We start from the raw sequence: 25,861 nt of genomic DNA, 5'->3' as shown, positions 1-25,861 counted from the left end.
CCGGCTACAGCCTTTTTTCGTTCTGGTGTTTATTTTGATATGAAAAAGGCATGAGATACCTTTTTCTGCTTACCCTGCTGGTATATCTCCTGTCAGGCTGCAATAGCCCTTCAGCGCCTGAGCATGCCGACGTAGCGACCGCTGACGTGCTTACCCCCAGGAACACGGCGATCACCGCCGAAAATGCCTATAATGACCTTTTTCTGGACACCACCGCCCTTGAGCAGTTTATTAACAAGCGGCAGTTGACCGATGCCGTGGCCAACCGGTTGCGCAGTTTTTATAACGCGCGTAACTATCAGTTTGCCTGGATAGACAGCCGTGGCCTTACAGAAGAAGCCGCAGCCTTCCGCAGCCTGTTCAACCAAAGCCCGGACACTACCGGCGATAAGCCGTTAAACAATAAGCTGGACCGGTTGCTGGAAGAAGACACCTTGCATGCGAAGGCGACCGATCCTGATATGATACAAACGGAACTGATGCTTACGTGGCGGCTGGTGCGGTATTTCCGGCAGAACGGCGGCAGCGTGGAACAAATGGAGCACATGGTGCCCATGCAGAAAGAAGACATGATGGAGATGGCGGACTCCATGCTGCATACCAGCGAGAAACAGTACCCGGCCATCGCAGGCCTGAAGCCTGCCCTGCGGCAGTACCGCGATATCGTCAAAAATGGCGGATGGAAGCCCGTGGATTCATCAGTCCGGGCTATAAAAAAAGGGCAGTCATCTCCCGTGATCATCTCCATAAAACAGAGGCTGGCGATAACCGGGGAGCTAAAGGAAAAAGACAGCAGTGATGTATTTACTGACGAACTGGAAGCCGCCGTGAACCGCTTTCGTAACAGTCACGGCTACTCGGAAAACGGCGTGATCAATGACACGGTCATCCGGGCCATGAACGTGCCTGCGGAGGAGCGCTTAAAACAGTTGCTGATCAATATGCAGCGGATGAAGTGGTTGCCCGCCACCCCGCAGGGAAAGCTGATCGTAGTGAACATTCCGGCCTTTATGCTGCATGTGACCAACGAAGGTAAAAAGGTATTCGACATGCCGATAGTGGTGGGGAAAGAAGGGCATAGCACGACGATGTTTTCCGGGAAATTAAACCAGGTGGTGTTTAGTCCTTACTGGAACATACCCCGCAGCATTGTGAGGAAGGAAATATTGCCGGCCATGTCGCGTAACAGCGGTTACCTGGCGCGCAAGAACATGGAGATCACCGGGCATGTGAACGGATTACCGGTGGTACGGCAAAGGCCGGGCGCCCGCAACGCTTTGGGACGGGTGAAGTTCCTGTTCCCCAACAGTTTTAATATCTACTTTCATGATACCCCCGAAAAAGGATTGTTTAACCGGGACGACCGTGCTTACAGCCACGGGTGTATACGGCTGAAAGACCCTGTCGCCATGGCCAGGTTTATATTGGAGGACTCACCCCAATGGACCGACGAAAAAATTGATGAAGCCATGAACAGCGGCAAACAAAAATATGTGGCCGTAAAACATCCGGTACCGGTGATTATCACTTACTTCACCGCCTGGGCGGATGAGGAGGGTGCGTTACATCTGGTACGGGACGTCTACGGCCACGATGCGGTGATGAAACAAAAAATGTTTTAGCTGTTCACACTGTCTTTTACCAGCATCCTGGAATGCATGGAGTAGTATTTGTCCGGGCTGTACAAAAACAGGCAGGTGCCGTTGGCAATGCGCTGAATGACTTTGCGGTGCACGCCTTCCGGAATGGCCGGGCAACCGAGGCTGCGGCCGATATAACCCTGGCTTTTGATCAGTGCTTCGTTGACATAGGCGGCGCTGTGCATCACGATACCACGACTGAGCGCGTTGTCGTTGATGCCTGCTTCTTCACCTTCCAGGCGCAGGGAATAACCATGCTCCCCGTTATAGGTGTCGCCGGTCACATAAAAACCCAGGCTGCTCTTGTAGCTGTTCGTTTTGTTGGAAAAGGTGCTGGCCAGCAGCGTACCTGAATTCCTGCCATGAGATACCAGCGTGTTAAACAGCAGCAGTCTGTTTTTGATGTCAATCACAAAAAGCCGCTTTTTGCTGGAGGGCAGCGAAAAGTCGATAATGGAAAGAATGTCCGGGTTTTTGAGCCGGCCTTTACCTTCAAGTTGATTGTAGCCTTGCAGTGCGCTTTCAAATGCTTCCCGGGACAAGCCGGTAGTGTCCAGTCGCATGCTTTCATACAAACTTTCCTCCTGCAGTGAGTCGTTCACTGCCGGTCTGAGGGTGCGGTATGCGGTGGCAGGATTTTTTTCAGCTGAGGTAAGGGTGGTAATCAAGAATACAAAAAAACCGATGGTTGCAATAAAAATTAACGGTTTAATAAACTTCTTCACTTTCAATGTCACTCCGTAAAATATTTATCAAGGTTAGAGAATAACGATTAATCCATATCAAACGAAAATAACGAATATCGCCGGGATATGTTGCCCTAAAAAACGCTCTTCCAGCTCGCTTCCGGCTATTTTAACAAGATGTTGACATACATAAAAAATGTTGATATGGAGCAATTTTGGTGTAAAACGGGACAATTTCAGCATAGGATGCCAGGGGCGGATGATTATCTTTAATGTCAGATTTAAAACAGCTTTTGCATTATGATAAAAAAATACCTGGTCCTTATTCCCTTGCTGTTCCTTTTTGTCCGTACCCATGCCAATACGGGTGAGCCTGTTAAGGAACTGATCCAGCAGATGGCCTTAGACGTAGACGATCTGCACCGGGTATACATTTTCCGGTACAGCCCGGAGTATTTTGACCGTATGCGCACGTATTATCAGCAAACACTGGCATCGCTGGCATCATTGTCATTTGCGTCATTGCCGGTGAGCGACCAGGTGGACTATATCCTGCTGAAGCGCAAGATAGGACAGGAGCTACAGGAGATCAGTGAAAATGAGGCATTGTACAAGCTGCTGCAACCAGCCGTCATTCCCTTTGCGCAAACACTGATGACCATGCAGGTGAAGCGCCGTCGCGGTGACAATCCTGACGTGCCCAGGATCGTGGCCGACCTTGGCACAGTGCAGCAACAAATCACTGCTGCACAGGCCGCATTGAAGAATAAAAGTTCCCTGACGCCGGCACAGGCCCGCCAGGCAGCAGAGATCGTAGATGACCTGCGTAACGGCCTCAAAAACGTATATACTTTCTATTATGGCTACGAGCCTGCGTTTACCAAACAGGTGAAACAGCCTTATCAGCAAACAGACAGCCTGCTGGGCCTGTATGGCCGCTTTCTGGGCCATGAACTGGCAGATAAAACCGATAAAACACTGGATGCCTCCGGTATCAAAGGCACGCCCATCGGCCGCGAAGCGCTCATCAAACAACTACAGTACGAGATGATCCCATATTCTCCGGAAGAGCTGGTGGAGATGGCCAACAAAGAGTTCGCCTGGTGTGATGCAGAAATGCTGAAAGCATCTGCTGCGCTGGGTTTTGGGAAGGATTGGAAAAAGGCGCTGGAAAAGGTGAAAGAAAACCATGTGGAACCTGGCAGGCAACCGGAAATGATACACCGGCTGGCAGACGAAGCGATTAAATTTGTGGAAGACAGCAACCTGGTGACGGTACCGGCACTGGCCAAAGAAGCCTGGCGCATGTTTATGCTGTCTAAAGAGCAGCAACGCTTTGCGCCGTTTTTCCTGGGAGGCGAGTCTATTCTGGTAGCCTACCCGACAGATGATATGGACGAAGCTACCCGGGCGATGAGCCTGCGCAGCAACAACTACGCGTTTTCCCATGCCACAGTGTTTCATGAGCTGATACCCGGCCATAACCTGCAGGGTTTTATGAACAAACGTAATAAAGCCTACCGCCGTATGTTCAGCACGCCTTTCTCCGTAGAGGGATGGGCGTTATATTGGGAAATGCTCCTGTGGAACAAAAATTTCCACAGCACGCCCGAACAGAAAGTAGGCGCGTTGTTCTGGCGCATGCACCGTTGCGCCCGCATTATCTTCTCCCTGAATTATCACCTGGGCAAATGGACTCCTCAGCAGTGTATCGATTTCCTCGTTGACCGTGTAGGCCACGAACGCTTCAGCGCATCGTCCGAAGTGCGCCGCTCCTTTGAAGGCGACTATGGCCCGCTGTATCAGATCGCTTACATGATGGGCGGGCTGCAGCTGCGGGCATTGCACCATGAGCTGATTGACAGCGGAAAAATGACGGAAAAACAGTTCCACGACGCTTTCCTTCATGAGAATGCCATCCCCATTGAGATGTTCAGGGCTATTATCACCAACCAGCAACTGACACCGGATTTTAAAACAAAATGGCGTTTTGCGGACCAATTGTTGCAGCAATAACGAATCGTTACTTTTATAAAAAAATTGCCATGCCTGAATTACCTGACCTGAACGTGTTCAGCCACAATCTGGAAAAAGCCCTGCTGCACAAACAGCTGGAGACAATTGAGGTGGTCGTGAAAAAGAAACTGCGTACGCCTGAAAAAGAGCTGAAGGCTGCACTGGAAGGGCAGCGTCTGGAATCTATCCGGCGTGTGGGAAAGGAACTACATTTCGAATTTAAAAATGGCCATGTGCTGGGGATGCACCTGATGCTGCATGGCAAACTATATTTATTTGACCGGCAAAACGAGCAGAAACATACTATCTGCACGTTGTTGTTCAAAGATGGCAAAGGCCTGGCCCTGACGGATTATCAGGGCCAGGCAAACATCTTCCTGGACCCTGACCCCAAAGAGGCGCCTGATGCACTTTCCAAAGAGTTGACCGAAGCGTGGCTGAAAGCCGCACTGGCCAAAAAGAGGACGGCCATCAAAAAATTCCTGACAGATCAAAAAAACATTCTTGGCATTGGCAACGCCTATGCAGACGATATCCTGTGGGAAGCGCGTATCTCACCTTTTTCCGTTGCCAACCAGATTCCTTCAGCGGCGGTAAAATCGCTGCACAAAGCCATCCATAAGGTATTGACCAACGCGGAGAAAAATATTCGCAAACATCATCCTGACATCATCAACGGAGAAGTGCGCGACTATATGCTGGTGCATAGCCACAAGCTGACGGAAAGTCCTGGTGGCGCAGCGATACAGCATGTTTCATCAGGCGGTAAGACATATTACACGAATGAACAAGTGGAGTATAAATGATTTCACTGTTTTGATATTCTCAGACTTGTAGCAAAGATTTTAGCTCAGTCGCATTTTTTAGTGCGTACCCATGACCGTCGTTATTGAAAAAGGCCCAGACGGCGTGATTGTCATCATGCCATTGTTTAATTTTGGCTGCGTAGGCGGCCATCGTTTTATGGCTGTAGGCAGTGTCGTAGTGACCGTTAGGGCCATGGAAACGGATGTATATATGCTTTGCCGTTATTCTTTCTGCAAACGGCCAGCGACCACCGGAATCTGCGATGACCCACGCTATGTTATATTTCTCCAGCAGCTTAAAGGCGTCTTCCTGTAACCAGCTGTCGTGCCTGGCTTCCAGCGCAAACTCATAATCCCGGTAGATGGTTTTCAGGAGGTCAAAAAATACGTGTAGCCGTTCCGGTTCGAAAACCAGGGACGGCGGTAGTTGGATTAATACCGGTCCCAGGCTCTTTTTCACGGGGTCGAATATACTGAAATAGCGTTCCAGTGGTTCTGCCGGGTCCAGCAGCCGTTTTATGTGTGTAATGTACCGGCTGAGTTTCGGACAGAACCAGAAACGTTTTGGTACCTTATGTACCCAGTTTTCCACAGTGCCTGGTTTGGGCAGATGATAAAAGCTGGTATTGATCTCCGTTGTTTTATATGACTGCGCATAAAACGCCAGATACTCTACCGGCTTTAATTCAGGAGGATAGAAAATATCCTTCCAGTGTTTATAGCTCCAGCCGGAAGTGCCAATATAAATACCCTTTTTTGCCATATGCAACAGGGTACAAAAGCTGTTCCGGCATTACAGATCAGGCTGTTGTAATGGCTACCGCCGGTGTTTCTTCCCGTTGTTCATAAATGTTGCCCGCAATTTTTTCTACCAGTGGTTTGGGGAAAAATTTAGGCAAGAATGCATTCAGTTTGTTGATGAACCCGGGCACAATTTCCGCTTTGCCTTTAAATAATCCGTTCACTGCTATTTTAGCCACGCTTTCCGGCGTCATGTTGAACCGGTCCGCAATTCTGCGGGTGTTGTTGCCCATGCGGGCGCGGTTCACGAAATCAGTGTCGGTGCTGCCCGGGCTCAATGCACTTACCGAAACAGGCGAGTGGCGCAGCTCATAGCGCAGGCCTCTGGTGAACGACAGCGCAAAGGCTTTTGTAGCGGCGTAGATATTGAGATAGGGGACGGTCTGATAGGCCGTGGTGCTGGCGAGGTTGAGCAACCATGATTTTGGAAACCGGCGCAGTACCGGGATATAGGCGTATGATAATCCCACCTGTGCTTTGATGTTCACATCGATGATGTTGAACTGTTCTTCGAGGGAGAGATTTTCAAAAGCGCCGTTGATACCATAGCCGGCGTTGTTCACTACCACCGTCAACTGTTCGTGCCAACGGCTGCTCCATGCCGTGACTTTCGACAATGCATCCGGTTGAGACAGGTCCTGATGGAGCGTGTGTACATGGACGTGATAAAGCCCCACTAATGCTGTCGCAGTTTCCTGCAAAGATGTATCGTCGAGGTCCACCAGTAGCAGGTGATAGTTTCTTTGTGCCAGTTCGGCTGCAATGGCTTTGCCAATACCCTTGGCTGCGCCGGTTACCAATGCGTAAGACATACGTATAATATTTTAGATAGCAGTACTATTGACTTTTGAGAGTTTGCCTTCGGCGGCTTTAACAGCGGCCCATTGCGGTTTCCCGCCGTACAGATGCTGTTTCAGCTGCGCCAGTTTGTGATAAAATGGTGTGGGGGACTGTGCATGTTTTGGCTGATAGGCGCCGGTCACCACGGGGATGTACATCACCCTGCGGCGGCTTTTTTCGCCGATGAAAGGCGACTGTTGCACGCGATGCCATAGCCGGCCGTCATGCACGGTAAGGTCGCCGGCTTCAATATCGAAGCCTGTTTCCCGGTCGTCCGGCGTATGATCGATGAAATATTTTTTACGGAACAGCAGCCGGAAAAGACTTTGATGGTGTGTGCCTGCAAGCACCCGCAGGCCGCCGTTTTCCAGGGGGCAGTCGTCCAGGTGGATGCCCACGTTGAGCATAGGCAGTATCCGTGATCCCAGGAAAAGGTCACGGGGACTGTCGGTATGCCATCCTAACTGCCGGAACTGGCTGTTGTCGGTATTTACATAATGATTGATGACGAGGCCGTCTTTTTCATTTTCGCCGATGCGGCCGTCATAGGGCGATAGCAGGTTGGTCAATGCGAGCAGGCGTTCATCTTTCAGAAGTTCGCGCAGCGCATTGCTGTAATGGGAGGCAAATGCGATACGTTGTACCAGCGGCGCGCCGTTGATGTCGCTGCCAAATTTCAATGGGATACCGTTTACTTTCTGTACCTGGTTGCGTAGCAGGAAATCCTGTACCTGTGCCACTTCGCTTAAAATGAGAGACAACGATTCTTTGTCGAGGAAGTTCTTAAACTGTATAATACCATGTTGCTGGAAGTAATTCAGTTGTGGCGCAGTGACAGTTTTCCCCAGATGAAATACGGGTTGGTTGTTCGTTTTCATGACGAGCAGATTTTGTAACAGTAAAAAATGAAGATTTGAAATGATGCTATACGTGCGGAAGTTGGTGGGGAAGACCGCAGCAGAGGGGAGCAGGATTAACAACAACAGGAGCCGGCAGTAGGTTGACTGGCTGACAGAAGCCTTTGCAGGCGCAGGTTTAGATATCGATGGTGATTTTCCATAATGGTAGATTTTATTAGTCTACTAATTCTGTAGACAAATGTAGGAAAAAAGATCTGATAAAAAATACAACGGCCTGATGTTTTTTTTCGATGATTGATAATGATGGGGTTAGCGGAGATTTTCGAGATCTTCCGGGGTATCGATATCTATGATGCCTTCGGGAAAGGGGATGGTTGTTACCTCCTGTTGGTATTGCAGGATGATTTTTTTCGCGCCTTCCTGCCCTGTTAACGCCAGTAAACCAGGAAAACAGGCGCTGCTGAATATTACAGGCGTACCAATGACCGGGCCGTAACTACAGGCGGTGATACCTTTATTTTGGTGGTAGTGAGTGGTGATCAGCTCCTCCAGCAGGGTTGGGGTGATAAAAGGTTGGTCGCACAGCAGGATAAGGACGTCACTAACGTTATGGTCTATACGTATCAGTTCCCGCACGCCGGTTTGTATAGAGCTGCCCATGCCGCTTTCCCAGTCAGTGTTGATGACGATGTTGGTTTCACTATCCTGCAGGTCGGGCAGGATAGTGTCTGCAAAGGCGCCCAGCACCACTACCACGGGGTTGGCGGTGGTTTGCCGTGTGGTTTGGATGATCCGTTGCAACAAGTTTTGTTGCTGAAAGCGCACCTGCTGTTTGGGTGTGCCCAAACGCCGGGAGGCACCGGCAGCAAGGATGACCGCACCTGGATGCCTCATTATAACTGTTTTTGGATAATCTGTTGCCGGGCGCGCTGATGGATCGCGGATGGATTGTTGCGCAGGGAATCGCCGGGTGCGCCGGCCATGACAGCCTTCACTTCGCTGATGATGGAAAGGGCTATCTCTTCTGGTACGTCTGCACCGATATCCAGTCCAACGGGACCGTATATACGTGCCTGTTGTTCAGGGGAGACCACGGTGCCGGCATCTTCCATTTCCTGTAGCATCCGTTGCAGTTTCCTGGCGGGACCGAGGACGCCCGTATAAGGAAGGTGATGTGGCAGCAGTGCCGTAAGCAGGGCGATATCGTAGTTGTAGTTATGTGTCATCAGTACGGCGGCGGTATAATCATCGGGTTGCAGGTGTTGCAGCACCTCTACCGGTTTAGCGGCAATCACGCGGGTGGCTTCCGGAAAACGCTGCCGTTGGGCATAAGCCGGCCGGCCGTCCACCACGATGGTGTGCCATCCCAATATCGCCGCTATTTTCACCAGTGGCTGTACGTCGTTGCCGGCGCCGGCAATGAGCAGTTGTAATGCCGGTGGATGCCAGGCGATAAGCGCGGTGATTTGTTCGCTGCCATTGTCGTATGTTTTCACGGCGGAGCGCCGCGCCGTAAAGGCCGCACATACGTCTGACAGTACGGCGGTACGCAGCGGGCCGTCTTCAAGGTGGACCTGTCTTTCACCGCCGTCGGTGACGAGAATACAGGTGCCTGGCTGCGGAGCGGAACGTTGTTCGAGATTAAACAGTGTAACCATGACCGTAGTATCGCGTCTGCCTGCATGTTGTTGCAACAGCGTGAGCGGGTTCATGGCGAGGTGTGGCCCCAGCGGTTCCAGGAGGATGTGTATAACGCCGTTGCAGCCCAGTCCCACGCCAACGGCAGCATCATCTTCGTCTGTCGTATCGTAGGTGACCAGCATGGGTTTTTGTTGCATCATGGCCAGCTGGGCTTTGCGCAGCGCATCGCCTTCGAGGCAGCCGCCGCTGATAGCGCCTGTCAATGCTCCGTTTTCGGTGATCAGCATGCGTGCGCCGGGTTGGCGGTAGGCCGATCCTTCTACATGTACAACGGTGGCGAGGGCCGTTTGCAGGCCTTGCTCAACGGCGGCAAGGTACGCCTTCACAATATCTTCCAGCTCTTTCTGCATGGTATTAAATCAGTTTGTCGGGAGTGATGGGCAGGTCGCGGACCCGCTTGCCGGTAGCATTGAATACCGCGTTGGAAACAGCGGCAGCAAAGCCTATCAGGGCTATTTCGCCCATGCCTTTGGCGCCCATCGGGTTAATAACAGGATCTTTTTTATTGATGAACAGCACGTCTGTTGGCGGTGTGTCTGCATTCACGGGAACATGGTAGTCCGCATAGTTGTTGTTGACATAACGGCCGAAGCGGTGATCGATCAGGGCTTCTTCCGTGAGTGCCATGCCGATGCCGCCTACCACGCCGCCAATCATCTGGCTGCGGGCCGTTTTGCTGTTTACGACGGTGCCTGAATCGGCCACGCTGACGATATGTTTGATCCGTACCACGCCAGTGGCCGGATGTACATGTACCTTGGTGAAATGAACAGAGAAGGAGTACATGGCGTACTGTTTCCGTTCGTCGCCGGCCTGGGAGGTGGTGGTGACCACTAGCTCCGGCAGCTGCTGCTGTTGCAGTACTGCGGCATAATCCAGCCGGGTGTTGCCGGCTACCAGCCGGCCGTCTTCATGCTGAATGTTTTCCGCTTTCAGGTTTTTGAACGCCGGGATGTTGGCGATGGCCATTTCGCCCAGTTTCTGTTGCAGGTTGCGGCATACGTCATTCACGGCGCTGCCAACGGTGGATACCGTGGAAGAGCCGCCCTGGCGGGGCGCTTCGGGGTATTCCGATTCTCCCAGCAGAAATTTTATTTTTTTAACATCGATGCCGGTAGCATCGGCGGCTATCTGTACCATGGCGGTGGCGGTACCCGGACCGATGTCTGCGGCGGCGCTGCGTACCACCAGGGTGCCATCGGCTTTGAAAGTGGCGCTGGCGGTAGCTCTGCCACGACCCGCGCCAAATACGCCGCTGCTCATACCATAGCCTACCAGCCAGCCGTCTTCTTCCAGTTTGCCGGGAGTTTGACTGCGTTGATGCCAGCCTATTTTAGCGGCGCCCATTTCGTAGGCTTCTTTCAGGTATTTGCTGGAGTATGGGAGGTTCTTTTCCGGGTCTGTGTCGGCATGATTGATGATGCGCAACTGTAACGGGTCCATCTGTAGCTTATGGGCCAGTTCATCGATGGCGGATTCCAGTGCGAACGCGCCGGTGGCTTCGCCGGGGCCACGCATCCATACCGGTGTGCTGAGGTTGAGCGGCACCAGCTGGTAGTGTGTGTTTACATTGGGACAGGCATACATCATGCGGGTTATGTTCACAATCCCTTCTGTAAAATCTTCATACGGTGAAGTGTTGGCCACGGCCTCATGGGTGATGCCGGTCAGTTTGCCATCGGCAGTAGCGCCAATGCCTATACGTTGTTTAGCCGCAGGGCGATAGCCCACCAGGGTGAACATGTCTTTGCGGGTGATGACCAGTTTTATTGGTTTGCGTATCTTTTTTGCAGCGATGATAGTGGCCACTTCCATGGGCCACATGCGGAGGCCCATGCCGAAAGCGCCGCCCACGAACTGCGAGTGTACGGTGATCTGGCTTTCCGGCAGTTGAAAGAGTGTTTTTAATGACTGTTGTACGCTTTTCACACCTTGTGTTTTGGCGTACAGCGTCAGTTTATCGGGTGTTTCCCAGTGGGCGATGATGCCCGCCAGTTCCATCGGGTTGTGCACTTCGATGGGGATATTATATTCCGCTTCCAGGTTGACCGGCGCTTTTTTCCAGGTATCAGCCTCGCCGCGCAGGTAGTCTTTCATGTTTTTGTTCTGAAAGGCCAGGTCCATGCTGCGGGCCATATCCGTCTGGTGTACTTCCTGTGCATAGGTGACTTTCACCAACGTGGCGGCGTATACCGCCCGCTCCAGTGTATTGGCCACCACAATGGCCACTGGCTGGCCGTTGGAATAAATGCGGTCGTCATGGAATATTTTGAGTCCCTGTTTAGGATTGGGATTTTCCATTTTATAACCGGGAACCGGCGGTGCGTTGAGGTGAGACACCACGTCTGCCACGCCGGGCGCTCTGAGCGCTTTTGTAGCGTCAATAGCGGTGATACGGCCACTGCTGACAGGGCTGCATACCAATGCGGCATACAGCATGCCTTCCGGCTGATGGTCAGCGAAGTAGCGGGCGCCTCCGGTTACTTTGAGGCGGCCGTCAACACGGTCCATGGATTGTCCTACTGCTTGCTTTTTCATACGGCAGCTGCTTTTTGTAAGGCGGTGACGATACTGTTTTGTGCCATGGGCACTTTGAATGCGTTGTGTGTATAAGTGCGGGCCGACTGCGTGGCCACGGTAGCGGCTATACGGAAGTTATCTGCCGTCGGTGTTTTGCCGATCAGTGTTTTTTCCGCTTCGTGCAGGCGCCAGGGTTTGTGGGCCACGCCGCCCATCGCCAGGCGGGCGCCGCGTATGGTGTTGTTGCTGATATCCAGTGCTGCGGCCACAGAGACAAGGGCAAAAGCATAGGAAGCACGGTCACGCACTTTCAGGTAATATATGTTTTTGGTAAAGGGACTGTTTGGTATTTCTATACCGGTGATCAGTTCGCCTTTGCTGAGGTTGTTGTCTTTGTCGGGCGTATTGCCGGGCAGCCGGTGGAATTCGCCGAAGGGAATGCTGCGTTTGCCTTTGGGGCCGGCCACCAGCACGGTGGCATCGAGGGCTGTGAGGGCAACGCACATATCGCTGGGATGTACGGCGATACACTGATCGCTGGCACCAAAGATGGCGTGCATCCGGTTGATGCCACCGATGGCGCTGCATCCGCTGCCGGGCGTCCGTTTATTGCACGGCATGGTGATATCGTAAAAGTAGCTGCAGCGGGTGCGCTGCATCATATTGCCGCCGGTGGTGGCCATGTTGCGCAACTGCTGCGAAGCGCCGGCCAGCAGCGCCTGTGACAACAAGGGGTGATGTGTTTTTACCAGCGGATGGGCTGCCACTTCACTATTGAGCGCCAGGGCGCCGATATGCAGGATATTATTGTTCAACGCAATGTTTTTCAGCGGCAGCCGGTTGATGTCTACCAGCCTCTCCGGTGCCAGCACGCCGTTTTTCATCAGGTCGAGCAGATTGGTGCCGCCGGCTATGAACCGGGCGGCGCTGTCCCTGGTGATGGCGTCAATAGCGGCCTGTTGGCTGGCAGGCCTTACATAGGAAAACTGGTTCATACGATATGCCCTCCCTGTTTTACTTCCGTAATAGCTGCTACGATATTGTCATAGGCACCGCAGCGGCAGATGTTTCCGCTCATGAACTCGCGTATCTCTTCCGGAGAGCCTGCATGCCCTTCGCGGATACAGGCCACGGCCGACATGATCTGACCGGGCGTACAATAACCGCACTGGAAGCCATCATGCTTAATAAAAGCTTCCTGTACAGGGTGTAAGGTATCTCCCTGAGCCAGTCCTTCGATCGTAGTGATTTTTTTTCCTTCCTGCATCACGGCGAGGGTAAGGCAGGAGTTGATCCGCTGACCGTTGACGTGTACTGTACAGGCGCCGCATTGACCATGGTCGCAGCCTTTTTTGGTGCCTGTCAGGTTCAGCTGTTCACGGAGGAGGTCGAGCAGGGTCACCCTCGGCTCAACAGACAGCTGGTAAGCTTTCCCGTTGATTTCCAGGCTGAGCGGCATTTTTTCAAACAGGCCGGCGATCGCTTCGTCATGTTCGCCTGCTTTTACGACCAGTGGCGGGGTGAGCGCCAGGGCCATTAGCGCGGAGGACTGCTTCAGGAAATCACGCCTGGCTTCGTGTTTATCTTTTTTTCCCGGGCAGGACGGGTTTTCGTTGGGTGCTTGTGACATATACACAAGGGTTTTATTCAGCAATAAGGTACAAATATTTAGGAATTTTTCGATTTACGATTTTTGGGGGATGGTAAAAAGAGGAAGACCGAAGCGAGTTTAAATCGCTTCGGTCTTCTTATCAAAATTGTACGTCAAAAAATTCTTAGTAACCAGGATTTTGCCCCAGGGTTTTGTTGATGTCCCTTTCTTTCTGCGGAACAGGCCAGAGGTAATCCCTTTGTGGATTGAAGTTACGCTGCTCAACTACCACATGGTTGCCGGTCAGCGTCACTTTACCGGTGGTGGCGTCTACGGTGCCGAGGCGGGTGCCATATACGGTGCCGGTCCTAACGGTGCTGCCTATCTGCCAGCGCTGGATATCATACCAGCGGAGGCCTTCCAACGCCAGTTCCACGCGGCGTTCGCGACGGATGAGCGTACGCAGGGAAGCGATGTTGTTGTACACAGCGCGGTCTACCACAGGCATGCCGGCGCGGGTGCGGATATCGTCCAGTGCCTGATATACGCTGTTGTCCATCACACCGGATTCTATCTGTGCTTCAGCGTAAGTGAGCAGTACTTCTGCATAACGGATCACGATGATGTTCACACCGGTATTCCACATGTCAGGGAAGTCAGACAGGAAAGGAACAAACTTTCTTACGAGGTAACCGGTAGGAGAGTTGTTGCCTTCGCTGTAGTAGTCGGCGCCGCCTGAAGTGATCGGGTCATAGAACTTGCCACTGTACTGTAATCCGGGATATACAACGTTGGCGGCTAAACGAGGATCTCTGTTGGCGTACGGATTGTCTTCACTATAGCCGGAAGCAGGATCGTCGATGGTTTTGCCGTTGGTCATTTCGTAGGCATCTACCAGTGACTGGGTAGGGCTGAGAGAAGCCCATCCACCATAACCAGAGGAAGGCAGGATACCCAGGTCGGTATTGGCATTGTCTTTCTCGTTGGCTTTGTACTGAACATCCAGGATCACTTCCTGGTTGTTTTTCTTATCCTGACGGAAAAGATCGGTGTAGTTGGGATAGAGGCTATAGCCCAAAGCCATTACTTTTTTACAGTCTTCAATGGCAGCAGCATAGTTTTTGTCAAACAGTTCCACGCGTGCCCTCAGTGACAAAGCGGCGCCTTTGGTGATGCGGCCCACATCGCTGCCAGAGTATTTATCAGGCAGTATCAGTGCAATGGCTGCGAGTTCATCGGTGATGAATTTGCGGACATCCGCGCGGGCAGTTCTGCTGATGCTGTTGGCTTCAGCTACGCTGATATTTTTGGTTACCAGCGGAACGTCGCCATAGAGCTGAGACAGCAGGAAATAGCGGTATGCGCGCAGGAAGCGGGCTTCTGCCTTGAAACGATTTTTCAGGTCATCGCCGATGGTGGCTTTGTCCACATTTTCAATAAACCAGTTGCATTTTTGGATGGTGACATAATCCCATTGGCTTACTACCTGAGGATCGGTAGCAGTGGCGGTGCCGTTGCCGAGGTGCTGGAAATTGTCCCATGCCCATTGGCTGTAGCTGTTGTCACTTACAGCATCCATGTAGAGGATGTTGGTGCTGGTTTCCCATCCTTTGTAACACCCGTTGAGCGCGGCGGATGCAGCAGCTTCGGTGGTCCACAGGGATTCATTGCTGTAACCATCGGAAGGGGACTTGTCCAGAAAATCTTTCTGGCAGGCGGTCTGTGTGAGTACGCCTGCAAGCAGTATATAGAGAAGGTTTCTTTTCATGATCATGATTTTTCGTAACGGTTAAAAACTAACATTCACGCCAAAAGTGTGCACTTTCACCTGCGGGTAATAATAGATGCTGCTGGTGATAGACGCTTCCGGATCTATCCATTTGTAGAGATGGTCAAACGTGAGGATGTTCTGGCCACTGTAGTAGAAGCGCAGTTTGGTCAGTCCTATGCGTTTGATCATTTTTTCAGGCAGTGAATAACCCACCTGGAGGTTTTTCAGGCGCAGATAAGAACCATCTTTCACCCAGAAGGAAGAAGGCGTGCCGCTGGGATCATTTTGTTTATAGTTATACCAGGCGCGTGGTAAAGAAGCATTCGGGTTGTCTGTTGTCCAGGTGTCCAGCAATGCTGAAGTAGGCTTGTTGGCGTTGCCACCGACAGCGCCGATTTTACCTGCATCGATATAGTTTTTAACACCGGCAGCGCCCTGGAAGAAGATACCGAGGTCAATATTTTTCCAGGAAGCATTGAGGTTCAGGCCAAACGTTACTTTCGGGAAGTAGTTGCCAAGGTATTGCCTGTCATCTCCGGTGATTTTGCCATCGCCGTTGATATCGCGGTATTTCAGATCGCCAGGTGCTGTGGTAGGTAACTGGGTAGCTGAATTTTTTACTTCATCTTTTGACTGGAAGATACCGTCTGCGATATAACCGTAGAGGGAGTTTACAGGATAACCTACCTGCTGGAAGGTGTAACCGTTAATGATAGGGCCGGAACCACGGAGGTCGGTCACTTCGTTGTGAATAAACGCTGTGTTGAAAGCGGCGCTGTAATTAAAGTCTCCTTTGGTATCCGCATAGCTCAACACAAATTCCCAGCCGCGGTTCAGCACAGAGCCTGCATTCTGGGCAGGCGCTTTGAAGCCGTACGCTGCAGCTACAGGAATGGCGAGCAGGATATCATTGGTCATTTTATGGAAATAGTCCGCAGAAAAATTCAGTTTACCGTTGAAGAATCCTGCATCGATACCTACGCCTGTTTCCGTGGTGCTTTCCCATTTGATGTCCGGGTTGGCGCCGTTAACCGGGGCCACGCCTGGCACTACGCCGGCTGCCGGTCCGCCTAATACATAGTTCTGGTTGCCGACAACGGTGAATATGTAGGGATAGTACGGGTAGGTAGGATAAGCTGCGTCATCTATTCCTTTGATGTACTGGTTGCCCAGCATGCCCCAGGAAGCTCTCAGTTTCAGGTTGGACACCACCGGTTTCAGCGCCTCGAAGAACGCCTCCCTGTCGATGTTCCAGCCGGCGGAGAAAGACGGGAAGGTGCCCCATCTGTTGCTCTTTGCAAAGCGGGAAGATCCGTCATAACGCAGATTAGCTTCCAGCAGGTATTTACCGTCTAAGTCATAGTTCAGTCTGCCGAACCAGGAGCGCAGGCCCAGTTGATAACCGTAGTTGAGCGCATATTGTCCTTCAGTGGCACCGAGGTTAAGATCGGTCAGTTCGTTGTTCAGATAGCCTTTACGGTATCCTTCATCAAAGGAGTATTTTGTTTGTTCCTGGGAGAAACCACCCAGTATTTTGAAGTTGTGCTTGTTGAAAGATTTGGCATATTCCAGCAATGCCTGCTGGGTAACGGTGTTGCCGAAGTTATTCTGATCGGTAACGGAGCTGGGGCCCTGGTAGAAGGTTTTGTCCCCGTTGGCATTGTAATATTGTTGATCAGCCCTGAACTTCTTAATGTGGTTGATCTTCATGATATAAGCCAGGGAGGGCTTGAAGTGCAGGTTTTTTACGATCTCCCAGTCCACGCCCACGTTACCTACCAGGTCGTAGTAGGAATAGGTGTTCAGGCTGTTGCCTTCCAGCCATGCCATGGGGTTGCCGTCGCCAATGGAGCCATATTGACCATTGGCATATTTATAAGGTATACGCGGGTTGATCCTGTTGATCTGTCTTACCAGCTGTTGGAAATCGCCGGTGTAAGGATTGGAAGGTTCTTGCTGACCGGTAGAAGTAAAGCCAATGTTCGCATTTACTTTCACGTGGTTGGCCACTTCGGAAGTCAGGTTGAGACGCGTCGTATATCTTTTGGCGTTAGTTTTCTTTACAAGGCCGTTTTCGTCGAAGAGACCGAGAGACAATGCATACTGTGTTTTCTCGGTGCCGCCGGTGAGGCCCAGGTAATGGTTTTGCTGGATACCGCTGCCTTTATAGAAGAGGCCGAGCCAGTCTGTGTTCGGGTAGTTGTAAGGGTCGGAACCGTCTTTGTACTTGGCGATTTGCGCCGGCGTATATTTGGCTGCGCCGCCCTCATTGATGGACGCTTGGTTTTCCAGTTCGGCTACCTGCCAGGAAGGCAGAAAGTCAGGCAGACCTGTCGCTTTTTGTTTGCCTACGTAAGCATTGTAACTAAGTTGCGGTGCGCCTTTTTTGCCTTGTTTGGTGGTGATGAGAATGACGCCATTGGCCGCGCGGGAGCCGTAGATGGCCGCGGAGGCGGCGTCTTTCAGCACAGACATGGAGGCGATATCGTCCGGGTTGATATTGTTCAGGTTGGCCACGTTGGTCACTACTCCGTCTACTACGATCACCGGATCGGTGGTATTGAGCGTACCGATACCGCGGATGCGGATTTTAGCGCCGTCGGCACCGGGTTGGCCGCTGTTGGCAGCCATTACGGTCACACCGGGCATGGTGCCCTGTAACGCGTTGCTCACGCTGGTAACGGGCCTGTTGGCCAGTTCTTTGCTGCCGATGCTGGAGACCGCGCCGGTGAGGTTGGCTTTTTTCTGGACGCCGTAACCTACGACTACCAGTTGTTTCAGTGAAGCCACATCAGACTGGAGGACGATGTTGAGATGTGTTTTTCCTTTCAGGGCTATTTCCTGCGCGGTATAACCAATGCTGGTGATGGTCACCACGGCATTTTCATCCACGCCGGCGATCTGGAACTCCCCGTTAGGGTTGGTGATAGCGCCTTTGGTAGTGCCTTTCACCATCACGGAAGCGCCCGGGATGCCTGTGCCGGTTTCATCTGTCACCCTGCCGGAGATGGTTACCGGCGGAGGGGTGTTGCTTACTTCCGCTTTTATATTTTTTTCTGTTTTTTCATTACGGGTGATGAATACCGTATTTCCCTGTACCTCGTAGCTGAGGGACTGGTGTTGCAGCACGATGTCCATTGCGGTGTGCAGGGACGCGTTTTTCAGTTCCACAGTTACCGGTGATGTGTTTTTCAGGTCTTCCCGGTCGTAGAAGAACGCATATCCGGTTTGTTGGCGGATAACGTTCAGCACTTTCTGGAGACTGGCCGCGCGGGCGGACCAGGTGACGGTTTGGGCGCTGGTGGCAGCGCTTACCTGTAAAATAGCCGTCAGGAGCAGTAGAGAAGTTAGCTTCATAACTAACAAAAGTTTGTTGAACAGCCCGGCCTTTTTTGGATGACAACCGGGTCCGGAATTACAAATAGCCTTTACTTGCATACTTTTGCAATGTTTGGTTGAATTAATGAAGAATGTTTACCGACTTGTTTGTTGGTTTAGCTGAACTAAGGCCGGGGTTCTGACGCCAATCTTTATCCCCGGCTTATTTCATTAAAGTACATGGGAGTGCCTCTATGTTAGCCTGAATTGATCATTGTTCCTGTTTTGTTTTTCATCGTTCTTTATAAAGGTTATGGCTGGATAATAATCCGGTGGCCATCTTCTATTCTGTATTTGATCCTTGTTTTGGACAGCCCTTTCAACACCTGTGCGAGGGTGAGGCTGCGACCTATTTCCCCGTTAAACACGCGCTCTGGTATTTTCCCTTCATAGCTGACCTCCAGGTTGTACCAGCGGGCCAGTTCCCGCATGACAGTCGGTAAATCCGCGTTGGTGAAGGAGAAGTACCCTTCTTTCCATGCTGTGATGGCGGACAGGTCCACCTGGTCGGCCACTTGTACGTCCGTATGTCCCACCCTGGCCTGCTGGCCTGGTTTCAGCACCATTTGGCGGTTGTGGGCAGACACTCTGATGGCGCCTTCCACAAGGGTGGTATTGATGGTGGCTTCGTCTGTATAGGCGTTGATATTAAAATGAGTGCCTAATACTTCCACGGTGGTATTGTGAGCTGCGACGCGGAAGGGCATGGCAGCGTTTTTTGCTACATCAAAAAAGGCTTCGCCTGTTACGCTTACTTTCCTTTCCTGGCCGGCGAAGGCGGTGGGATAGGTGATAGACGAACCGGCGTTGAGCCATACTTTGGAGCCATCGGGGAGGATAAGGCTGTATTGTCCACCAAGCGGTGTGCTCATGGTGTTGTACAGTATTTTGCCCTGACTGCTGCCAGAGGCATCGTATACCAGTTGACCGTTGGCCAGTTTGGTGACTTTGCTGCTGCCTTGTTGCGCCAGTACGCCGTTGGTGGCACTGTCGAGTGTTATTTGGGAACCGTCGCTGAGGGTGAGTATGGCTTTGTTGCCGCCGGGGGCCACATCGGGCGTGGCTTGTGCGTGTACCGGCACCGGTGCTTTGGCCGGTTGCAGCCACCACCAGGCGGCGCAGGCCAGCAGTAACAGGCTGGCAGCGGCCACCCATCTCCAGCGGAGGGGTTTTATGCGGGTGGCGGGCCGCGACTTGTCGGCCGCGAGGATATCGGTCACCAGTTGTTGCCATTCCGCAGGGTTGTTGCTGTCCGGGGCCGTGGGGCCGTGGAAGGCTTCTATCTGCGCATTGACCATGCCCGTTTCGTCTGCCTGGACCATCTCCAGCAGTTCCGTGTATTCCTCTTGCGTGGCGAGGCGTTTGCGGGCCTGTGACAATAGATATATCAGTCTTTCAGTATCTGGCAATGACGTGGTTTTAGTATCGCGTGAACGTTGGATTTTGGTGCGGGATGACCCGGTTGCAGGGGTATCCCTGCCTATACGTACCGTGAACAATGCGATAGTACCTATCTGTCTGAAAAAAAATTTAAAAAAAGTGGGAGAGGCTGTAAGAAAGCAGCATCAAAGGGATACTAATGCCATGTTTGAGGAGGTATTCACGGATGGCACGGAGGGAGCGTACAAGCGAGTTTTTGACGGTTTGAACGGAGATGTCCAGCTGGCCTGCAATTTCGGCGATCTTCAGGCCGCTTTCCCGGCTGAGGAGGTATATTTTCATGGCCTGCGGTGGCAGCTGAGCGATGGCTTCCCGTATCAACCGGGACGTTTCGGAGAGGGACAGGTTTTCTTCCGTGACGTTGGTATATTCATCTTCGCTCCAGGACAGCTGGTGACGGGCTTTTTCGCGGACGCCCTGTTTTTGGAGCCAGCTGTAGGAACGGTGATAAGTCATTTTGAAGATCCAGTTGCGGGGGCTGCTGACAGCGGACAGCTTATCCCGTCCCATCCACAGGCCGAGGAATACTTCCTGGATGATATCTTTTACCGGCGCTTCTTCCTGGATAATCTGGAAGATGACAGGCCTGATGCGGGGCACATAAAGATGAAACAGTGCTTCAAACGCTGTTTCGTCCCCTTCCGAGATCCGGTCAAATAATATCGTCTCCTGTGCTACGTCGTGCTGCATCCTGCGTCCAGATACTTATCAATCAATTATTTGGCCCCCGGCGAGGTCACTACTATAAAATGAATGACGGGTATAACAGTGTAATGAAAGAAATGGCAACCGGGGTCGTCAAAGATAACATGATAAATCGGTAAAAAAGCCAGAACCTTTGGAGAGGAGATGCGGTAATGGAAGCCCGTGCCGGTTGTAATCCGGGGCGTTAGTCCCAAGGCCCGGGACTATGGTTTGCCATTCCGGGCATCAAAGTCCTGTATTTCCTGTTGCAGCTGGCGTTTCCGCAGGAGGTAGGTTTTGAGGTCCATCCGGGATTTTTCTGCTTCCAGCGCTGAAAGGGCCTGGTGGAGTTTGATCCTTTCGTTGCGCAGCAGGTTTTCCGGTGACTGGCGGGCGGCTATAAAAGCCGGGGCTTCCCGTAATACTTCCAGGGAATAGCCTTGTTGTGCCCATTGAAGGAAATCGTCGCTGAGAACGTCCATGCATTCCGGGTCCAGGGCGCCGTACCCGGTGATGTACACGGTTAACGCAGGTTGGGTGGTATTGAGAAAGATACCGCAGCCTCCGCTGTCGTCTGCAATGCTGAGATAGCCGGGAAGGTAACGTTGTACCTCATAGTCCTGGTTTCTGGTGACGATATCGTTGGTGCCATAGAGGTTTACCAGATCGGTGACGAGGCGGCTTTCCCGCAGTTGCTCCGTTTCGAGGAAGCGGGCATAGGCACCCGGCAGGGTGATGCCGAGTGCTGTTGCTATTTGTGAGAGGGTATTATCCATTGTTTTTGAGATGGGAGAGCCATTGTTGGGCAAATTCATTGCCTGGTTCAAGGGCCAGCACTTTTTCAAACGAGTCAATGGCCATGGGCACATCTTCCATTTGGTAGAAGAGGATGGCACGGTTGAGGTGTACATAACTGTTGTCCGGAGCAATGGCCAGCGCTTTGTTATAGGAGGCCAGTGCTTCTTCATAGTTTTCGGCCAGCATGTACAGGGAGCCCATATTGACGAGCAGACCGGGTTCATCAGGGGCCAGCTCAAGGCCTTTGATGGCGTATTGCAGCCCTTGTAACAGGCGTGTTTCAATACTTTTTTGGGCGGCTTCATCATAGCCGTTGTCTTCCATATCGGAAATGCTTTGATGAATGCCCTCGAGAAGGTTGCGCACCTCGTTGTCATACCAGCCGGCGGTTTTCTCCACTTCCTGTGTGAAAGGAACGGCGTCCAGGTCCAGGGCTATGTCTTTGTCCAGTTCCGCGGCTGTTTTCATTTTCCCTTTGGCGGGAGCGTACCACCACTCGCAGAATTTGCCGAGTTCACCGCCTTCGGGCAGCTCGTCGATGGGTGGCAGGTTTTCCTCATAGATGGCGTCGTTGGCGACTACGTGACCCAGTATGGTTTTCAGGGCTTCCTGGTCGATGGGTTCATTTTCCTGTTCGGCGGCCATCACCATGTAAGGCAGCAGGTGGTACCAGCTGGCGAGCACATCGCGGTATTGTTGTTGCGCGGCGTTGTCGGCAATGATGTGGGCCATGGTGAACACATCGAACAGCTGCGGCGGCACAGCGTCGGCGCCCTGCAGCGTGCCGTTGGCCACAAAAGCCTCCCACAGGGTGGAACCGGCATCACAGTAGAGGATATACTGCTGCTGTTGCTGGTCGAAGTGGGCGTAACCGGCTACCGGGTTGGTTTCTGCGTCCCATTCGTTTTCCGGTTCGGTATAAATAAAGCTGAACTTCTGAGCAGCGGCAAGGCTGTCCAGGAATGCCTGGTGTTGGGCATAAGCAGGATGCGCGGTTATCGGGAACGTATACACGAAACGGTGTTGTGTCAGGATGTCCATCACCCGGAAATGGGTAAAGCCGGTATCAAACTGCGACTGCAGTTCATACAGGCTGTAAAAAAGGCTTCTGCGGTCCAGGGAATTATCCTGGCTTTCATGCAGGCAGTAAACGGACATCTCCACCAGGGATTCTATTTCATGCATCGACATATCTTAGGTACGCTTTGTTTGAAATGCGAAAGTACGTCATTATGGAAAAAGCCGTGGGGTGGCATCTGAATTAAAAAAATGTTATGAAAAACGTCCTGGTCCCTATGGTAAAAACAGGCCTGGTAGGTTGCAGCCTGCTGTTGTATTTCGGAAGTTTCTTTGAATCGCGGATGTATGAAATGGAGTATTGGTGGATAAGGCTACTGGTGGCTGGTGGGGGAAACTGGCGCGATGACTGGCCGGTACATATTTGTTTCACATTGACGATGATAGCGCAGCTGGGAATATTACTAAGTATCGGAATGCGGATGCGGCTTACCTGGCAGATTATTTTTGCGAGTGGCCTGATTGCTTGCGTGGTGGGGATGTCGGCCATTATCGGGCAGTTTTCCATGACATTGTCCTGGGTATTACTCGGTATACTGTATGCCGCTTTGCTGGTGGGATTGATACCCCGGGCTTTAGCCCGGGGCTGAGGAATTTATTTCAGTAATACGTTCTTCACGTAATTGTAACTTTTGGTGATGCTGTCAAACGGATCAATGGTGATTTTGTCCTGCTCAACGAAGATATGCTGTACGCCGGCCTGTTTCGCCTGGGCGAAGATCTGCCGGAAGTTGATGCTGCCGGTGCCTACTTCTGCGAAAGACACGCTGGACAATAACTGCATGGAGGTCTTGTTTTCATTGCCGGCAGCAGTGAGACTGGCAGTGTTCTTTTTATCCATGTCTTTTACGTGCCAGGCTATGAAACGGCCGGGCGCTTCGGAGAAGAGCTTCAGCGGGTCTACGCCGGACTTCACGGCCCAGAAGAGGTCCAGCTCAAAGGACACCAATTTTGGGTCCGTGTTTTTAAGCATCACTTCATAGCCGGTGGTGGCGCTGTCTGCCAGTTTTTTAAATTCCCAGTAGTGGTTATGATAACCGATATGAAGATTTGATTTCTTACACAGTTCGCCGGCTTTGTTCAGTTGGTCGGCCATGAACTTATAATCGTCCATTTTCAGTTTTTTGTCCCACAAGGAAAGCGGCAGTACGGGCACAATAAAATACTGCTGGCCCAGTTCCGCAGCCAGGTCGATCTGTGGCTGCAGGGCAGCGGGGTTGCCGTTGCCGCGGGTCAGGTAATCGTTGAGCTGATAGTGCCCGCTGGGAGTGGCCAGCTGATATTCCTGGAACAGGGCTTTCAGCTCCGACGGTTTGAGGCCCCAGAAAGTGCCTTTGTCTTTTTCACCCTGATAGCCGTAATAAGTCTCCACTTCTTTATAACCGATCTGCGCTACGCGGATGATGGTGCTTTTAACGTCTTTGTCCAGCTGGTCGCGCAGCGTGTACAATTGCAGCCCGATGTTGCGGGTGAGGCCTTTTTTTTCCGTCTGTGCAAAAAGATGGCCGGGAAGCATCATGCCGGCAGCTAGTAATCCGGCCTGTTGAATAAACGAACGTCGTGAGTTATGCATGTAATAATATTGTTTGCAACGTGGATAATGACCGAAATTAAGAAAAACGGTTTTATCATCGCGGAAAATGTTGCTGCTGCTTTACTGCAGCGGGTTTGCGGCTAAATAATTTTTATCCGGATATGGTTTTAATTGGTTAAATTGTTTAGACAACTCATTATCCTAAAGCCAACTCGATGAAGCTATTTTTCTGGAAGAGGAAAACGGCCGGGGGACCCCAAAAAAAGAAATCAAAAGTCAGGGAATGGATAGATGCGGCCATTTTCGCCGTCGTGGTGGCCACACTGATCCGGACCTTCCTGTTTGAGGCCTTTATGATCCCCAGCGGCTCTATGGAAAGGACCCTGTTAATCCACGACTATCTTTTTGTTAGTAAGATCAGCTATGGTCCGCGTATTCCCATGACGCCACTGGCGTTCCCGTTTGCGAATCACACCCTCCCCTTTACCAAAACCGCAAAAGCCTATTCCACCGCGATACAATGGCCCTACAGAAGATTGCCCGGCTTCAGTGACATAGAAAGAAATGATGTGATCGTGTTTAACTATCCTTGCGGCGACACGGCTTTGTACAGCAAATCGGGTGATGACGCGGATTATTACGTGATGAAACGGAACATGACGCCCGACACGCTCAAAATGTTTTACAGCGATCCCATTTACCGGCCGGTAGACAAACGCGAGACCTGGATCAAACGTTGTGTAGGCATCAGTGGCGATACCATCATGGTGGCAGACGGACAGCTGTTCGTAAATGGCAAACCCGGATTTGAGCCACCGAACGCGTTGACCAGCTACCGGGTGAAAACAAGAAGCGGTAAACCGTTCAATGATAAAGAGGAAAAGGACCTTGGCCTGTCTGGCGGATATGGCCTGGGAACAGATTCCAGTCGTTATTATACCTACGATCTTACGAAGGAAGCAGTGGCACTGGTAAAGAAATGGGGCGATACCATTTATGCAGATCCCAAAATACAAATACGCAAAGGCATTTTCCCCGGAGACCCTGACAAATACGCCTGGAGCGAGGATGTATACGGGCCGGTGTACGTGCCTAAAAAAGGTGCCACGGTGCAGTTGGATACCTGTGTACTACCATTTTACCGCCGTGTCATCGTCAACTATGAGCACAACCAGCTGGAGGTGAAAGGGGATAAAATATTTATCAACGGCAGGGAGACAAAAGCCTATACTTTCAAAATGAACTACTACTGGATGATGGGTGATAATCGTCACCAGTCCATCGACTCCCGTTTCTGGGGCTTTGTGCCGGAAGACCATCTGATTGGCAAAGCCTGGGTGATATGGTTCAGCTTCCATAAAACTTATAAGGATTTTTATATCCGCTGGGGCAGGTTTTTTACGCTGATCAAATAAAAAAGGCGAAGCCATCTTCAGGTAGCCTCGCCTGGTATGTATGACAGCAGGGAAAATCAGCGGGCGTTGTCCGCTTTCACTTTATTGAGCAGCTGGTCCAGCGCGGAGCGGTCCAGCAGACGGCCTTTCGTGACTACGGCATTTATTTTTTCTGTATTGTGAATGTCTTCCAGCGGGTTGGCACGAAGCAGCAGGATGTCCGCTTTTTTACCGGCGGCAAGCGCTCCATAGCCTTGCTGATGCAGGAACAGGGGAGAGTTGATCACAGAAGCCTGCAACGCCTGTAACGGTGTAAGCCCGAAA

The 25,861-nt window shown here is 51.7% G+C and carries 22 protein-coding genes and 1 pseudogene; 5 read left to right on the top strand and 18 right to left on the bottom strand.

The annotated features are described in order from the left end of the window. Positions 1-50 precede the first annotated feature (50 nt). Positions 51-1,622 carry a L,D-transpeptidase family protein gene (locus ACTJJS_RS20305; RefSeq protein ID WP_440665037.1) on the top strand — a complete coding sequence of 524 codons (1,572 nt, stop codon included), beginning with the start codon at positions 51-53 and terminating at the stop codon, positions 1,620-1,622. On the opposite strand, the gene ACTJJS_RS20300 is transcribed toward ACTJJS_RS20305, so the two are convergent. Then, on the bottom strand, positions 1,619-2,308 hold the full coding sequence (locus ACTJJS_RS20300) for a murein L,D-transpeptidase catalytic domain family protein (protein ID WP_440665036.1): 690 nt from the start codon (positions 2,306-2,308) through the stop codon (positions 1,619-1,621). The two genes, ACTJJS_RS20305 and ACTJJS_RS20300, sit on opposite strands and share 4 nt — an antisense overlap. A 318-nt stretch (positions 2,309-2,626) precedes the next feature. On the opposite strand from ACTJJS_RS20300, the gene ACTJJS_RS20295 reads away from it, so the two are divergent. Both ACTJJS_RS20295 and ACTJJS_RS20290 read left to right on the top strand, forming a co-directional pair. Next, positions 2,627-4,342 carry a DUF885 family protein gene (locus ACTJJS_RS20295; protein WP_440665035.1) on the top strand — a complete coding sequence of 572 codons (1,716 nt, stop codon included), beginning with the start codon at positions 2,627-2,629 and terminating at the stop codon, positions 4,340-4,342. A 29-nt stretch (positions 4,343-4,371) separates the two neighbouring features. Then, positions 4,372-5,148: a DNA-formamidopyrimidine glycosylase family protein gene (locus tag ACTJJS_RS20290; protein ID WP_440665034.1), complete on the top strand. Its 777-nt coding sequence runs from the start codon at positions 4,372-4,374 to the stop codon at positions 5,146-5,148. A 19-nt stretch (positions 5,149-5,167) separates the two neighbouring features. Here ACTJJS_RS20290 and ACTJJS_RS20285 read toward each other — a convergent pair whose 3' ends face one another. From ACTJJS_RS20285 to ACTJJS_RS20215, 15 genes and pseudogenes are all read right to left on the bottom strand, one after another. Continuing rightward, positions 5,168-5,911: a DUF72 domain-containing protein gene (locus ACTJJS_RS20285; protein ID WP_440665033.1), complete on the bottom strand. Its 744-nt coding sequence runs from the start codon at positions 5,909-5,911 to the stop codon at positions 5,168-5,170. Positions 5,912-5,948: 37 nt separating this feature from the next. After that, a complete protein-coding gene (locus tag ACTJJS_RS20280) occupies positions 5,949-6,761 on the bottom strand; it encodes an SDR family NAD(P)-dependent oxidoreductase (RefSeq protein WP_168872155.1) in 813 nt (270 codons plus the stop codon). 12 nt (positions 6,762-6,773) lie between these two features. Further along, positions 6,774-7,667 (bottom strand): phytanoyl-CoA dioxygenase family protein, encoded by an 894-nt coding sequence (locus ACTJJS_RS20275; RefSeq protein ID WP_440665032.1) that lies wholly within the window; start codon positions 7,665-7,667, stop codon positions 6,774-6,776. Between the two features lie 46 nt (positions 7,668-7,713). After that, a pseudogene (locus ACTJJS_RS20270) lies at positions 7,714-7,809 on the bottom strand (hypothetical protein); the annotation flags it as partial. 149 nt (positions 7,810-7,958) lie between these two features. Beyond that, positions 7,959-8,543, bottom strand: coding sequence for a nucleotidyltransferase family protein (locus ACTJJS_RS20265; protein ID WP_440665031.1), 585 nt, complete (start codon positions 8,541-8,543; stop codon positions 7,959-7,961). Then, positions 8,543-9,700 (bottom strand): XdhC family protein, encoded by a 1,158-nt coding sequence (locus ACTJJS_RS20260; RefSeq protein WP_440665030.1) that lies wholly within the window; start codon positions 9,698-9,700, stop codon positions 8,543-8,545. Before ACTJJS_RS20260 ends, ACTJJS_RS20265 begins: the two co-directional genes overlap by 1 nt. A 4-nt stretch (positions 9,701-9,704) precedes the next feature. Continuing rightward, the gene (locus ACTJJS_RS20255; RefSeq protein ID WP_440665029.1) at positions 9,705-11,888 is read right to left on the bottom strand and encodes a xanthine dehydrogenase family protein molybdopterin-binding subunit; all 2,184 of its coding nucleotides are present in this window, start codon (positions 11,886-11,888) and stop codon (positions 9,705-9,707) included. After that, complete coding sequence (locus tag ACTJJS_RS20250; protein WP_440665028.1) at positions 11,885-12,865, bottom strand: FAD binding domain-containing protein; 981 nt, start codon at positions 12,863-12,865, stop codon at positions 11,885-11,887. The genes ACTJJS_RS20255 and ACTJJS_RS20250 overlap by 4 nt, the downstream gene beginning before the upstream one ends. Continuing rightward, complete coding sequence (locus ACTJJS_RS20245; RefSeq protein ID WP_440665027.1) at positions 12,862-13,500, bottom strand: (2Fe-2S)-binding protein; 639 nt, start codon at positions 13,498-13,500, stop codon at positions 12,862-12,864. Before ACTJJS_RS20245 ends, ACTJJS_RS20250 begins: the two co-directional genes overlap by 4 nt. Positions 13,501-13,645: 145 nt before the next feature. Then, positions 13,646-15,229: a RagB/SusD family nutrient uptake outer membrane protein gene (locus ACTJJS_RS20240; RefSeq protein ID WP_440665026.1), complete on the bottom strand. Its 1,584-nt coding sequence runs from the start codon at positions 15,227-15,229 to the stop codon at positions 13,646-13,648. 21 nt (positions 15,230-15,250) lie between these two features. Next, positions 15,251-18,589: a TonB-dependent receptor gene (locus ACTJJS_RS20235; protein ID WP_440665025.1), complete on the bottom strand. Its 3,339-nt coding sequence runs from the start codon at positions 18,587-18,589 to the stop codon at positions 15,251-15,253. 272 nt (positions 18,590-18,861) lie between these two features. Continuing rightward, on the bottom strand, positions 18,862-20,019 hold the full coding sequence (locus ACTJJS_RS20230; protein WP_440665024.1) for a FecR family protein: 1,158 nt from the start codon (positions 20,017-20,019) through the stop codon (positions 18,862-18,864). Positions 20,020-20,140: 121 nt separating this feature from the next. After that, a complete protein-coding gene (locus ACTJJS_RS20225) occupies positions 20,141-20,740 on the bottom strand; it encodes an RNA polymerase sigma factor (protein WP_168872165.1) in 600 nt (199 codons plus the stop codon). A gap of 218 nt (positions 20,741-20,958) precedes the next feature. After that, positions 20,959-21,510: a hypothetical protein gene (locus tag ACTJJS_RS20220; protein ID WP_440665023.1), complete on the bottom strand. Its 552-nt coding sequence runs from the start codon at positions 21,508-21,510 to the stop codon at positions 20,959-20,961. Then, positions 21,503-22,717, bottom strand: a complete 1,215-nt coding sequence (locus ACTJJS_RS20215) for a tetratricopeptide repeat protein (RefSeq protein ID WP_440665022.1) — start codon at positions 22,715-22,717, stop codon at positions 21,503-21,505. Before ACTJJS_RS20215 ends, ACTJJS_RS20220 begins: the two co-directional genes overlap by 8 nt. Before the next feature lie 89 nt (positions 22,718-22,806). Between ACTJJS_RS20215 and ACTJJS_RS20210 the strand changes: the two genes are divergently transcribed. Then, complete coding sequence (locus tag ACTJJS_RS20210) at positions 22,807-23,199, top strand: hypothetical protein (protein WP_440665021.1); 393 nt, start codon at positions 22,807-22,809, stop codon at positions 23,197-23,199. Positions 23,200-23,204: 5 nt separating this feature from the next. Here ACTJJS_RS20210 and ACTJJS_RS20205 read toward each other — a convergent pair whose 3' ends face one another. After that, a complete protein-coding gene (locus ACTJJS_RS20205) occupies positions 23,205-24,182 on the bottom strand; it encodes a sugar phosphate isomerase/epimerase family protein (protein WP_440665020.1) in 978 nt (325 codons plus the stop codon). A gap of 176 nt (positions 24,183-24,358) precedes the next feature. On the opposite strand from ACTJJS_RS20205, the gene lepB reads away from it, so the two are divergent. After that, the gene (gene lepB, locus ACTJJS_RS20200; protein ID WP_440665019.1) at positions 24,359-25,558 is read left to right on the top strand and encodes a signal peptidase I; all 1,200 of its coding nucleotides are present in this window, start codon (positions 24,359-24,361) and stop codon (positions 25,556-25,558) included. 56 nt (positions 25,559-25,614) lie between these two features. On the opposite strand, the gene ACTJJS_RS20195 is transcribed toward lepB, so the two are convergent. Further along, the coding region (locus ACTJJS_RS20195; RefSeq protein WP_440665018.1) for a hypothetical protein at positions 25,615-25,861 on the bottom strand (247 nt) is incomplete at its 5' end.

It is taken from the genome of Chitinophaga sp. 22308 (assembly GCF_052045305.1).
Classification (GTDB): domain Bacteria; phylum Bacteroidota; class Bacteroidia; order Chitinophagales; family Chitinophagaceae; genus Chitinophaga; species Chitinophaga varians_A.
Note: the sequence above shows the minus strand (reverse complement) of the source record. Positions and strands in the feature narration are given on the sequence as shown.